Here is a 12,996-nt window from a genome sequence, read left to right on the forward strand (position 1 = left end):
ACCATCCTCCACATCCAAATTTACCCATGAACGGTTACTTAGATGATACATGGATTGCAAACTACGCGCCATGTGATAACTTTTATAGGTCTGTGTTTTTTTATGATTCGTTGCATACGAAAGAGGCTGCCGCGCGTAGCACTGCGCCAACCTGTTTTGCTGTTTGATCCATGATAATACTTATTCCTTGATCGTATTCTGGATTATATTATTGTTTTCTCCTTCATCTTTGATGTTATTTGGGTTATTGCGCTTAAATTGATTTTCGAACACCAAATTTGCAGTATGTGGTTGATGGATAAAAACGCCGTTGTCTTCATTTTTTTCAATCTTATTATTCTGAATATCATTAAAGTCAGAGATAACTTGAATTCCGCTCAGTTTATTATCTTTGATTTCATTGAAACCGGCAAAGTTATAATTAAATGCGATGAATAGGCCATTTTCGCGGTTCCCTTTTATTTTGCTATCCAATACAATTGTATTCGTGCTCTGAGCATTTACTCCGTTATTTCCATTGTTAGTTATCTTATTATCATATATGAGATTGTTGTCTACCCGACTCACCAGAATCCCGTCGCCTTTATTATGGGAGATCTGATTACCGACAATCGCATTATGGCTGCCATCTATGACCTCGATACCTTGGGCTGAATTGTGCTTCAGCTTATTCTTAATCACCCAGTTGCCAGTAACAGATTGGAGATGAATCCCCGTTCCTGATCCTGCGCTTCCAATTCGCTCAACTACATTCTTCATGACTAAATTGCCTATTGAATTATTTATAAAGATACCAATCGAATTAACGCCACCATCTATATCGCTGATTTTGTTACTAAGGATATGATTTGATTTTGCGTTAAGAAGCTGAATCCCCCGCGAAAGATAGTTTATCATTTTAAAACCGTAAATTTCGACGCCAGCGACACTATTTAACTCAAATGCTTCAAGCAGGATGCACCTTCCATCTAAAATCGCAGCATGCTTATGCTTGGAAATGATGCGAATGTTGTTTTTAATACTGGGAACCTGTACACTTTCATGGTACACGCCTCTATGTACCAATATGACGTCGCCTTCATTCGCCATCGTGATCGCATCTTGAATGGCCGTCTGACTGTTGGGAAATACCTCAATGATCGCCATTCTATCACCTCAATCGATAAGAATTAACTATCTGTTCTATAGTAAATTCTAAACGATGCTGCTAAGAAAGGAACATTTGACCAGTATTTCAACAATAAATATTAAGGGAGTTGTAACTGTATGTCTAACCATGAGACTGCACCAATTGGAAAAGAATATCCCTTCGAATCCCGATTTCTTGAGATAAATGGTCAGCAATTGCATTATATCGATCAAGGATCAGGGAATCCTATCCTATTCTTGCATGGCAACCCGACATGGTCATACATGTGGAGAAATATCATCCCCTACCTAGCGGACTCCGCACGCTGCATCGCGGTCGACCTAATCGGGATGGGCAGATCCGACAAATCAGATGTCGGGTATACCTTCTTGGAGCATGTCGATTACATGAGCCAGTTTATTGAAAAACTAGGTCTTGCTGATCTCACGATCGTCGGGCACGATTGGGGAATGGCGATAGGCTTGCAGTATGCTATGAATCACTCGGACAAAGTGAAGGCAGTTGCGATGATTGAACCGCAAGCCTTGTATCCATGTCCGGATTGGTCCGTGTTTACGCCTGCTGAAGCGAAAGAGCTTTTCCAGACACTGCGCGATCCCGAGCTCGGATGGCCGCTGATGCGGGATAAGAGCGTGTTTATTGAAGGTATGCCTACGATCATCATCAACCGGTCTTTAACCCCGGAAGAACATGAACAATATCGAGAGCCCTTCAAGAATCAGGACAACAGAAAACCTATGTGGGTGTTTCCGAACCAAATACCTATCGAGGGCAGCCCCAATGAAGTCGTACAAGCCGTGCTTTTGCGTAACAAATGGTTTACTAAGGCCTCTATGCCGAAAATCCTGTTTTACGCCACGCCAGGATGCACCATTCGCGAACCGCAAATAAGCTGGTGCCAAGCAAATCTGCAAAACTTCACAACCTTCGATATTGGCAAGGGATATCATCATTTAGTGGAGGAGAACCCGCATGCTATCGGCCAAGAACTACAGCGATGGTATGGTGAGGTTTCCTCCAAATCGTAAAAAGAAGGCTGCCGTTGTTACTGGCAGCCTCTTTCTTATTTTCACATTTAGAGGTTGAAATGATAAAGAGCAATTGCAAATGAGAGCAGACACAGGATGATGGCTGGGATCGCTTTTGTAAACGGATCGCGTGCCATAACAAGCAGACTAAAGGCTGCGGCCAGCATTGTTGCTCCAAGAAGTAAACCGGATAACAGGGCTACGATGGGATACCATATCCCCACGATCATGCCAACTGAGCCTATGATTTCAAAAAAACCTGTTACGAAATTAAAAAAGGACGGAAGTCCAATTCGGCTAAATTCCTTAGCCATTTTACCTGAAATGATTCTCGTTCCTGTTATCATGAAGAAAATACCCAAAATAACTTGTAAAATAATAGCTATTATCATTGTTTTCACGCTCTTTCATTTTAAATGATTGAATTTATATGCTATAGCATATATTTAAGGTGCCAAGGCACTCATTCATCTTCTACGGTTAAATATAGTTTGCTAAGAATTACATGCAACTGCCCAATCTCATCGTTACTCAGATATTTGGTTACATGATCGTGAGCTGCCTTTACAATCGGCATTAGCTTGGTTTTGAGACTCATTCCTTTATCGCTAAGGAACAAGTTGTGGGAGCGTTTATCCGCTTCATTCTGAATTCTTCTTACGATTTCTTTCTTCTCCAGTGAGTAAATCATCCTCACAACGGTAGTTTGATCTCGATCGATGGCTTCAGCAAGCTCTTTCTGGCTCGTCGCTCTTTCTGTATCAAGTACAAGAAGGATCCCCCATTGTTCCGGAGTTACTTCATATTGTTTAAGTATTTTTGTAAAAAAATTAGTCATCTTAACATCAGTTCGATGAACAAGAAATCCAGTGAGATTACTCAGCTCCATCCTATGCGCTCCCTTCTGTCTCAAATTTTTATATGCTATAGCATATAAAATAACTTAAAAACGTTTTTTTGTCAAATGAGGCCGTTAAGCAGAGAATACTATGATGAATCCGGCGGCATAATTAAATATTAGCCTACTCTTCTACAATGCGGCTAATTTGTTTATACTATACTTCTGCCACGACATTATTTTTTTGGAGGAAAGACACATGGAAAACTCGGTTGTAGAAAGACAATTACAGGCATACAACGATAAAAATATTGATTTATTCATGAGCTGCTATAGCGATGATGTGAAAATCTATGATTTTCCTGACACCCTTACTATGGAAGGCCAGGCTGCTATGAGAGCGAGTTATCAAAAATTGTTTGAAACCTTTCCGAACATGGTTGCAACGGTGGATAAAAGAATCATTCATGGCAAATATGTCATCGACCATGAGCAAATCACCGGCAGATTAGAAGGCGCTATTTTGGAAGCTGTGGCTATGTACGAAATAAAGGATGATATGATTATTAAGGTTTGGTTTCTTCGGAATTAAGCTGCTGTTCTGACATCTCCACAAGCCCTGCTGGCCCTGCTTTTCAAGATGCGTGGAAAACAAAATAATGGTAAAATACGTATAGGCAGATGAACTCTGCGCATGTTAACACACAGATTTCCAAAATGTCATTTGGGAGGCAACAAAATGGATGATTATTTCTTGGTTAAAGACGGTAGAGTTGTACGTTGGGACGGGCTTACACTTGGCGGAACGAAAATCCGAGCTGATGAACTCATTGAGTCTTTTGGACGTAAAGCTTTAGATGAAATCGAACAGTATGGATTTTACACGATAAAAAAAGCTTAACTTGTTAAAGAAAGAGACTGCCGTTGGTTCCGGCAGCCTCTTTTTCATATCTGGATCCAGAAACGTCTAACCACATTTCCATGATCCTCCACATATTCCGATTCAAACTTACCACCGTTTTTTAGGATCGTTCTTTCAGATGCCACGTTTCCCTTATCACAAACAAGAAGTACATTGTTCAGGCCCATCTCTTTCATCCGTTCTAATGTTAAGGCCAAAAGCTGTGTGGCATGCCCTTTTCTTCTTGCTGACGGCCGTATGCCATATCCAATATGCCCACCGCTATTGAGCAGTTTTTCATTAAGTCTATGCCTCAGATTTGCAGCGCCAATAATCATTCCCGAATCATCATCTAGTAGCCAATAGGTAGAGTGCGGCACAAATCTTCCGTCCGTTATCTTCTCTTCGGAATCTTGTGAGTATAAGAAATTAAGCATGGCGATGAAATCATAAGGCTCCTTCTCAACAGTCCATGGAACAATATCTTCACCACTCGCTATCCAATCCTCATAAAAAGAAATATACTCATCCTTATACTCAGCAGAAGGTTTTACTAACCTAATTGAATTTTGCATTTCTTCACCTCTTGTTTGATGTCCATAACCTCGCTACACTCCTTAATTCCTTGTCTTCAAATTCAAGTTTGTAGATATCAGGTTTGCTTGTTTGCTTCCAAAATTCAAATCCATAATTTGCATCGAAATACTTCAATATGATCGTCATAATATTCCCATGTGTCCCAATTACAATTTTCTTACCTTCATAGTCAGACAGCAATTTCAATATAACGGGTATCGCTCGTTCTTGAGCTTGTCTTGTTGTTTCACCTTCAGGCATGCAAAAATCAATGTCTGTGAATGATTTTTCAATTCCAAGTAGAATCTGTTCTTCGGATATTGGATAATTTAAGCTCGCAATGGGTCTCTCAATGAGTTCATCATATTCGATAATATCTTTCTTTAACAGCTCTGCCAAAGGAGCAACCGTTTCTTTCGCTCGATGATAGGAACTGGAAACTATAACGTCGATATTTTCGTTGCCTAACAATTCTGCCACTCTTATGGCATCTGCCTGTCCTTGTTCTGAAAGGTTTGCTCCTCCTGCCCGTTCCAGTTCATGTGAAAATGGTGCGATACCATGTCGTACAAAATAAATGTATGTGGTCATAACCAACTATAGCCTCCCTGAAAAATTATTAATTGGTGTCCTTGGGTTTTACCCATGAAAGTAGATAACGGTAATAGAAACGGCGCCGGACGACTGCCCCTGGAAGGATCTCCTGTGCTGCTCGACGTATCTCCGCAATTGATTCTTTAGGTTCTGCAATTCGCACATTTGGATCTTGCATCCCGCCATGGACTCGATCCATGATCCGGATTGGGAGAAGCAGAAATGCCGAAAGGGTAAAATCTAACACTGACTTATCCGCTGCTAACCCAATGATGTGGAGCCGACCGCCAGGCGCGAGTACTTGGTTCATTTTTACCAGTGCGCTTCTTAAGTCCATATGATGTAAAGTCGCTACACAAATGACAGTAGAAAATCGTTCCTCTTGAGAAGGGACTGGCATGGTAAGGAAGTCACCGTTTACGAGTGTTACATTTGTTACTGCAGCAAGCCGCGTCCGTGCGCGTTCAATTGCTTTCGAATCGGGGTCTATGCCGACAACCTGCTGAGCGAAGGGCGCGAGGCGTTGAAGTAATAACCCGTCCCCACATCCGATGTCGAGTACTCGGCCGCCACGAACCTTAGCGGTTGCCACCAACTCTTCGTGAAATGCTGTATTGTGATTCCAATACGTATCCATTCGTTTCTTTCGCTCCCTTCCTCAAGTCTCTCTGTTTAGACACTTTAAATCTAATAAAGTTTCAATATTTCTCCCTAATTTCTACCAGTTAATACAAAAAGCCGCCGAGCTATCGCTCAGCAGCCTAAATAATTCGTCCATTTATCCCTTCACAGCGGAACTGACCGTCAATGCGTTTTCCACTTGTTCGGTGAAAATCAAATATAACACGACCATCGGCAGACTGGCGATCGTCATGACAGCCCCCATCCCACCCCAGTCGGTCGCGTGAAGTCCTTGAAAATAGATGAGCCCTATCGGCAAAGTCATTAATTCCTCTTTTGTTATTAAAATCGATGCCAAAAAGAATTCATTCCACGTGCCCATAAACTGCAAAATAACGATGGTGGCAACAGCTGGAGTGAGAATCGGCAGCATAATACGAAAGAAAGTGAGGTAAATCGAAGCGCCATCCATACAAGCCGATTCTTCCAACTCTTGCGGGATCCCGCGCAGGAATCCATAAAAGACCATTGAGGCAAAAGGCAGTCCAAACGCTACGTAAGGGATCAATAGGGCGCCGTAAGTATTCGTCAAGTGAAAATCTTTCACGATAATCGCCAAAGGAATGATAATGACTTGAATCGGGATAAACATCCCGATAATCATGTAGATCCGCACGGTTTCTCGAAATTTCCACCGAAGCCTGGCAATCGCATAGGCAAACATGACGGCGAACAAGACAACACCTATCGTTGTAATCGTTGAAACAATCAAACTGTTGGTGATATAAGTCGGGACACTGAATTTGTTCCACGCATTCACATAATTCTCATACCGGAAATGCGTAGGTAGTCCGAAAGGATTGGTTACGAAGATTTCATCATTGTTTTTCAACGAATAGGAAACCATCCAAATTAACGGATAGACAGAAATAACGAAATAGGCCCATAAAAAGGACTGCAGGACGATTCCAACGATTTTGTTCATATGATGACTCTCCTTTACCCTTGTTCCAATCCGGTTTCTCTGCTGTCAAACACTTTGTTGATGATGATGGTGGCGATCAGGCTTATCACAATCAACAACACCGAAATGGCACAAGCATACCCATATTGATTACCCGAGAATGCATTCCGAATGATCATGAATGTTATCGTATAGTTTGTCGTTCCTGGGCCGCCATTCGTCATAATGGCCATTTGCACATAAGCACCTATCCCAGCCGTAATGGCAATAATAAAGCAAAACTTGAACGTCTCTTTCATTAATGGGAGCGTGATGTGCCAATGCGCCCTCCATTTGCCTGCACCATCAATTCGAGCAGCTTCTGTATAATGTTCCGGAACGGATTTCGCGCCAGCATAAAGCAAGGCAAACTGAAACCCCATATACTGCCAAGCATTAACGAAGGCAATTGCTATAATGGAGACGCTCGGTGAGTTCAACCAGTCTTGCTGATAAGCGATCCCAAGTGCTTGAAACAATTTATTGATGATTCCGTTAACCGGGTCATACATGGAAAGCCAAAGTTGACACACGACCGTGACTGACAGTACAACGGGAATGAAATAGGCGGTTTTCAGGATTTTGCGCCCTTTCACCTTTGGATCCGAGCAAATTAGCGCCAACAACGTACCTAGACCAATTTGGAAAATGACTAGGACCAGAGCGAACAAAAACCCGTTTCGCAGCGATGTCGTCAATAAATAATCTTGACTAAGGTCGATATAATTTCGCACGCCAATAAAAGTCGCTCCGCTAAGCCCATCCCATTCAAAAAAACTGCGATAAACAGTTTGAAGAATGGGATAAAACACAATGACACTATAGAGCACAATTGCCGGTGTTAAAAAAATCAGAATAGCCCATTTGTTTCCTAAGTATTGTTTCATCTCTATGCTCCCTTTCTTGAAAAAAACTCACACCGACTTACAGGTCGATGTGAGCCATCAGGTACTGAAAGGATTTATTTCTTTAGCGATTTATTGAGATTCGTTACGAACTGATCCGCCGTAAATCCTGCCACAATCAAGTTCTGTGAGTTGTCGTCAATACTGAGATTCACATTTGTATCATTCTGCACGGTTGCGAAGCTCGTAATATTCGGGATCACTTCTTTACCAAGACGAGACAGCATAGCAGGTACTTGCGCCGTGATAGGCTTATCGACTTTGATGGAGACAATCGGTGTGCCCACTTGCGTGTACTTGTACTCTGCATATTTACGTGCCATGAATGCTGCTACTTTAATTGCAGCTTCTTTGTTTTTTGTTTTGGAGGAAACGGCGAAGCCTCCTGGGCCTCCTGCCCCATTCATAGCAAACTTGGCCTTTTCGTAAGTGGCTTCATCTTTCGCTGGGAAATTCATGAACTCTACATTGTCTCCGAGATTTTTTTGTGAGCTTGGAATTTCCCATTGACCATTAACGAACATAGCTGCCTTGCCTTGATAAAAAAGTGAAGAAGCTTGATCATAGTTCGTCTGCGTCGCATTTTTAGCAAATAAGCCTGCCTTTTGCAGTTCCGCTACTTGCTTGGCGGCCAGTTTCAGAGCTTCCGGCGTTTCTGCCGCGCCATTAAGGGCTCCGTAACCTTTCGGCTCCTCTCGAGTCATGAAACCTTGCAAAAAGGCGTTGCCGATCCATTTTTCTTTGGAGAAGATCGCGAGTGGAATGATTCCCTTTGCATTGAATTTTTTAGCGGCATCCTTCAATTGATCAATTGTTTTGATCGGTGCTTCAATGCCTGCTTCAGAAAAAAGCTTTTTATTATAATACAAAATAATAAATTCAGTGCCGGCATACGGATATCCATACACATGGCCATCTGGTGCAATGAGTTTCGCCTCGTTGCCTTTGTTCAAATCTTTCTTGAATTGTGCCGTTTCCGGAGCATCATCTAACGTCAGAATATTGTTGGACTTGCTGCCGATCTGCATAATATCCCAATTCGTGTCAATAATATCAGGCAAATCTCCGGTTGCCATTTGCGTTTTGATTTTCTGTCCATTATCTTGCAGACCAGGGACTAGCGTTACTTCGATGTTTGGCATCTCTTTTTTTAGCTCTGCAACCGCGTAATCATAAGGCTTCGATGTGTCATCGTCGAAATGATTGGTATAAATGCTAAGCTTAACAGGAGCATTGATTGGTGCTGCAGCCGTTGTTGCAGCAGGTGTTGCCGCGGCAGGAGTTGTAGATGTTGCCGGTGTTGCTTTTGAGCCCGCGTCACTTTTCGTTTCCGTTCCACACGCTGTAAGTGAAACTGCCATGATTGATGCAAGTCCGATGCTGCTGAGTTTTGTCCAGTCCCTCATTTCGAATACCCCCAGTAATAAGTTCGAGATAATTGTAGCGCTTACATGACTGATTGTAGGGGAAAAATGAGTTCACCATAAGGTACGATTACGCCTTATAACGTACAAAAAGCCCGTTTTCTGGCGGACAATTTTCAGAAGAACGGTCTTTACTCCTTCTTATAAACATACTTTGTTTGTCGGAGCCAAATTAGGCAGAACACCTACGACATATGATCGATTCAAGAATATATTGGTAAACGTAGACTCTCCCCTTTACCGCACCGCCGATCCCCTATCGGCGAGGCGGTTTTTTTATACTTTCAGTTTGGCGATCGAGCGGAAATCTCTCGTCAACGCAAGTAGCTGGCTGCCTTTTAGATAAAAATCATCTTTCACTCGCCAAGTATGGCTTTGTTTATTTTTACGACGGATGTACACGTAGTTAAAAGGTGTCGTTGCATAAGTTTTAAAACCATGTTGATTACATGCTCTGAGAAAAGCTACGTCTTCTCCCAGCGAGCGGTCAGGAAACTGCACCCTCTTAAGAACACGTCTGTGGAACAAAATCGTGCCTCCTTGCACAAACTTAACCTCTTTATTTCGCTCATGAGGCGATCTAATAAGGAGCTTGTGAGCTGCCGCGAGATAAACCAGGCAGGCGTGCTTGCCAACAACATCACTTTTCGTCAAACGCAGTGCCTTCATTTGCTCTTTTAAGTAAAAGGGTGAGTAATAGTCATCATCATCAAATTTGGCGATATACGGAAATTTGGATTTCGCGATTCCGCAATTGAGGCACTGTCCTAACGAAGTCTTCTCGTTTACTTGATACACGCGGACGTTGGCAACTTTACGCGCTCTGAGGCGATAAGCGGCAAGATTCATTTGGTCATTATTTATAATAATGATAAGTTCTTTTAACAAGTCGTGTTGTCTTTGAAAATTATGCAAAATGTGATTGAAATATTGTGGACGATTGGTACACGTAATGATAGAAACACCTGCAGCCGTTGTGTTTTTCCCCATTTGTTTCCTCCCCTTTCCTACCAATAATTCAACATACGTCTATGGTAGATCATTTGTGAAACAAAAAAAGAAGCCCGCTTGAGCGAGCTTCTTACTAATCTTAATGCATAGCATTCATCGTCGCGTGCTTCACGATGACACGGCGGATGAAGAAGGCTACGGCTAACCCGATAAGTGTCACTATCATAGCGAAAATGAACACGTTCTGGGAACCAAGCATCATAGCTTTTGCAGCCTCGAGGGGTTCACTCGGCTTGGAAGAGCTATCTAGATACTTCTCCATACCGCTAGTCAGGATACTGATTGCAATTGCTGTACCGATCGCCCCTGCAACCTGTTGCAGCGTGTTCATAACCGCTGTACCGTGCGGATAAAGTTCCGGCGGAAGTTGGTTAAGTCCGTTCGTCTGAGCCGGCATCCATACCATGGAGATCCCAACCATGAGTCCGATATGCAAGACGACGATAAACGCCACGGAAGAAGCAACCGTGATACTGGAGAAAAACCATAGCATCACAGCTACAATAGCTAGGCCAGGAACTACAAGCCATTTAGGTCCATACTTATCGAATAACCGCCCCATACGTGGAGACAAGATACCATTCAAAGCGCTACCCGGAAGCAGCATGAGCCCTGTCGTAAACGCGGATAACTTCATGCCATTTTGCAAATACATCGGCAAAATAATCATCGTTGATAAAATAATCATCATACAGGACAACACAAGAAGCAGTCCGATAATAAACATCGGGTATTTGAAGACGCGCAAGTTCATCATCGGCTCGCGCATGGATGTCTGGCGAAGCGCAAACAACACAAGAGAAATTAGGCCGATTATGATCGATGTTAATACGATTGCGCTAGTCCAGCCGCCCTCTCCTTCGCCTGCTTTACTGAAGCCAAACACTACGCCACCGAAACCTATGGATGATAAAATAATTGAAATTAGATCGATACGCGGTTTTGTGACCTCGGTGACGTTTTCCAGGTTTCTCAAACCGATCAAGAGCCCAATAATTAAAAACGGAAGAGATAACCAGAAGATATAGTGCCAAGTTAAATACTCGATTAAAAGTCCCGCCACAGTTGGGCCTGTTGCCGGTGCGAACATGATGACCAGGCCAACGAAACCCATTGCTGCGCCGCGCTTCTCCGGGGGATAAACGACCAAAATTGTATTAAACATGAGTGGAATTAATAACCCCATGCCAGCTGCCTGAAGAACACGAGCGACCATCAACATTTCAAAATTGACTGCTAGAGCTGCAATCAATGTCCCAACGATCGAGCTTGAGAGCGACATAATGAAAAGCTGCCTTGTTGTAAACCACTGCAGCAGTAAACCAGTCATCGGCATCAGAATTCCTAGAGTCAGCAAAAACCCTGTCGTTAACCACTGGGCTGTGGCAGCTGAAATCTGGAACACATCCATCAAGTTACTAATAGCTATGTTGAGGGCCGTCTCACTGAACATGCCAACGAAACCGCAGATCAGCAGCGACGCCATAATAGCCTTAGTATTATATTGCTTCATTTGTTTCTTCACTTCCCTCTCCTGAAAACTAATTGAATAGTTCTCTATCTTTATAGTCCGCTTAAAAATACAACAGTCTGTCGAATTATACAAGTGCAAAAATAAATTAAATGATATTCTCCTTTCCAGAAAAAGAAAACACCTCCAAATGACGCAGGGAGGTGCTGTTCATCATTTTAGTCTAATTAGTGTCAGAAGACCAGATAGCACGGTCAGTTTTTTTGATTGTTTGACTTGTTTTGACCTAGTTCGCGGCGTCCATTTCCAGGCATTGCTATCAATTGCTTTAAGCTCCTGTCTATGTTCATTCATCGTTTCCTCAAAAAAATAAGGATCATGATGCAAGGCGCACACCTCCAATTCCTTAATAGGATGACTTCCCTTCGCTGTAAGCTCATTATACGAAATCAAGTATGACAGCAGTCTGTCATACTTGTGGGTATCGGTTTAACATTTTTTCAATTTTAACTTTGAGCATCTGCCTTAACGAAAGAGGTTCGAGAACCTCCACATCTTCACCAAAACCTAATATCATTTCAACTAGCCGTTCTGCTTCTGAAGGATTGATAATGGTAATTGTAAGTGTGCCATCTTCATTGAAATATTTATCTTCCGCATAGAAAACATCCAAGGCATGTGCCAATGATTTCCCTGTGAAATGAAGAACAGCTCCTACGATTTCATCTTTCCGATAATCCAAAGAGAGATCTTGTAGAAAGGCTGAATGGATACACGGATAAATTTCGGGCAAGGTAACCAAATCTATCATTCTTGTAAGTTTAAATACGCGATAATCCTTGCGAACTCTACAGTACCCATGTAAATACCAAGAATAATATTTAAATAGCAGGCTGACTGGCTCAACGATTCGACGAGCTCTCTCATTCTTAGAATTCATATATTCAAATCGAATGACTTGGCGTGTTGTTATCGCTGCACGAAGCGTATGCAGTGTTTCATTGTTGGCTCGCCAGCTTCCTAAATCCATGGTCAAGCTAGGCATTTTATCTTTTTGAATTGTTTGAAGTCTGTGCATCGTCTCCGTTGCTCCCACATCTTTGAACACCGTCGCCGTACTTTGAAGAAGCGTGATTAATGACTCAATGTCGTTGTCATGCAATAAAGTTTTCTCCATTTTATACTCTTTAATAATTCCATATCCGCCATTGACGCCCTGATAAGATACGACAGGGATTCCAGCCGCACAAATTGCCTCTATATCTCGATAGATGGTTCGTTGAGAGACCTGATATTTGTTCGCAAGCTCTGAAGCGGAAATCACTTCATTATTCAAAAGCGCATACGTAATCGAAATTAATCGTTCTAACTTCATCTCATCACCCTTTAAACTTAAGAACATACGTTTGTGTCTATTACACCATAATTCTCCAATTGGTTCAAGGGGAACAACGAAAAAACGTATTAGCTCTCG

15 protein-coding genes are annotated in these 12,996 nt (G+C 42.4%); 3 read left to right on the plus strand and 12 right to left on the minus strand.

Features of this window, described 5'->3' with window-relative positions; all coding sequences use genetic code 11:
- Window positions 1–180 precede the first annotated feature (180 nt).
- Window positions 181–1,146, minus strand: a complete 966-nt coding sequence (locus AC3WTJ_RS18785) for a right-handed parallel beta-helix repeat-containing protein (protein ID WP_492523103.1) — start codon at window positions 1,144–1,146, stop codon at window positions 181–183.
- 120 nt (window positions 1,147–1,266) lie between these two features.
- Here AC3WTJ_RS18785 and AC3WTJ_RS18790 point away from each other — a divergent pair, with 120 nt between their 5' ends.
- Window positions 1,267–2,178, plus strand: a complete 912-nt coding sequence (locus AC3WTJ_RS18790) for a haloalkane dehalogenase (RefSeq protein ID WP_492523104.1) — start codon at window positions 1,267–1,269, stop codon at window positions 2,176–2,178.
- Window positions 2,179–2,225: 47 nt separating this feature from the next.
- Here AC3WTJ_RS18790 and AC3WTJ_RS18795 read toward each other — a convergent pair whose 3' ends face one another.
- Together AC3WTJ_RS18795 and AC3WTJ_RS18800 are read right to left on the minus strand one after the other, a co-directional pair.
- Window positions 2,226–2,570 carry a DoxX family protein gene (locus AC3WTJ_RS18795; RefSeq protein ID WP_492523105.1) on the minus strand — a complete coding sequence of 115 codons (345 nt, stop codon included), beginning with the start codon at window positions 2,568–2,570 and terminating at the stop codon, window positions 2,226–2,228.
- A 71-nt stretch (window positions 2,571–2,641) separates the two neighbouring features.
- On the minus strand, window positions 2,642–3,067 hold the full coding sequence (locus AC3WTJ_RS18800) for a MarR family winged helix-turn-helix transcriptional regulator (RefSeq protein WP_492523106.1): 426 nt from the start codon (window positions 3,065–3,067) through the stop codon (window positions 2,642–2,644).
- A gap of 208 nt (window positions 3,068–3,275) precedes the next feature.
- On the opposite strand from AC3WTJ_RS18800, the gene AC3WTJ_RS18805 reads away from it, so the two are divergent.
- Window positions 3,276–3,608 (plus strand): nuclear transport factor 2 family protein, encoded by a 333-nt coding sequence (locus AC3WTJ_RS18805; RefSeq protein ID WP_492523107.1) that lies wholly within the window; start codon window positions 3,276–3,278, stop codon window positions 3,606–3,608.
- 147 nt (window positions 3,609–3,755) lie between these two features.
- Entirely contained in the window at window positions 3,756–3,917 is a 162-nt protein-coding gene (locus AC3WTJ_RS18810; RefSeq protein ID WP_157326216.1) for a hypothetical protein, read from the plus strand.
- A gap of 44 nt (window positions 3,918–3,961) precedes the next feature.
- On the opposite strand, the gene AC3WTJ_RS18815 is transcribed toward AC3WTJ_RS18810, so the two are convergent.
- From AC3WTJ_RS18815 to AC3WTJ_RS18855, 9 genes are all read right to left on the minus strand, one after another.
- Window positions 3,962–4,492, minus strand: a complete 531-nt coding sequence (locus AC3WTJ_RS18815) for a GNAT family N-acetyltransferase (protein ID WP_492523108.1) — start codon at window positions 4,490–4,492, stop codon at window positions 3,962–3,964.
- Between the two features lie 4 nt (window positions 4,493–4,496).
- Window positions 4,497–5,084: a histidine phosphatase family protein gene (locus tag AC3WTJ_RS18820; RefSeq protein ID WP_492523109.1), complete on the minus strand. Its 588-nt coding sequence runs from the start codon at window positions 5,082–5,084 to the stop codon at window positions 4,497–4,499.
- 28 nt (window positions 5,085–5,112) lie between these two features.
- Complete coding sequence (locus AC3WTJ_RS18825; RefSeq protein WP_492523110.1) at window positions 5,113–5,724, minus strand: class I SAM-dependent methyltransferase; 612 nt, start codon at window positions 5,722–5,724, stop codon at window positions 5,113–5,115.
- Window positions 5,725–5,865: 141 nt separating this feature from the next.
- The gene (locus AC3WTJ_RS18830) at window positions 5,866–6,693 is read right to left on the minus strand and encodes a carbohydrate ABC transporter permease (protein ID WP_492523111.1); all 828 of its coding nucleotides are present in this window, start codon (window positions 6,691–6,693) and stop codon (window positions 5,866–5,868) included.
- Between the two features lie 14 nt (window positions 6,694–6,707).
- A complete protein-coding gene (locus AC3WTJ_RS18835) occupies window positions 6,708–7,598 on the minus strand; it encodes a carbohydrate ABC transporter permease (protein WP_492523112.1) in 891 nt (296 codons plus the stop codon).
- Between the two features lie 74 nt (window positions 7,599–7,672).
- Window positions 7,673–9,022: an ABC transporter substrate-binding protein gene (locus AC3WTJ_RS18840; RefSeq protein ID WP_492523113.1), complete on the minus strand. Its 1,350-nt coding sequence runs from the start codon at window positions 9,020–9,022 to the stop codon at window positions 7,673–7,675.
- Window positions 9,023–9,316: 294 nt separating this feature from the next.
- The gene (locus tag AC3WTJ_RS18845; protein WP_492523114.1) at window positions 9,317–10,030 is read right to left on the minus strand and encodes a glycosyltransferase family 2 protein; all 714 of its coding nucleotides are present in this window, start codon (window positions 10,028–10,030) and stop codon (window positions 9,317–9,319) included.
- Between the two features lie 100 nt (window positions 10,031–10,130).
- The gene (locus AC3WTJ_RS18850) at window positions 10,131–11,564 is read right to left on the minus strand and encodes a DHA2 family efflux MFS transporter permease subunit (protein ID WP_157326664.1); all 1,434 of its coding nucleotides are present in this window, start codon (window positions 11,562–11,564) and stop codon (window positions 10,131–10,133) included.
- 427 nt (window positions 11,565–11,991) lie between these two features.
- Entirely contained in the window at window positions 11,992–12,897 is a 906-nt protein-coding gene (locus tag AC3WTJ_RS18855; protein WP_492523115.1) for a helix-turn-helix transcriptional regulator, read from the minus strand.
- Between the last annotated feature and the right edge of the window lie 99 nt (window positions 12,898–12,996).

It is taken from the genome of Paenibacillus sp. FW101-FHT12H11 (assembly GCF_058790355.1).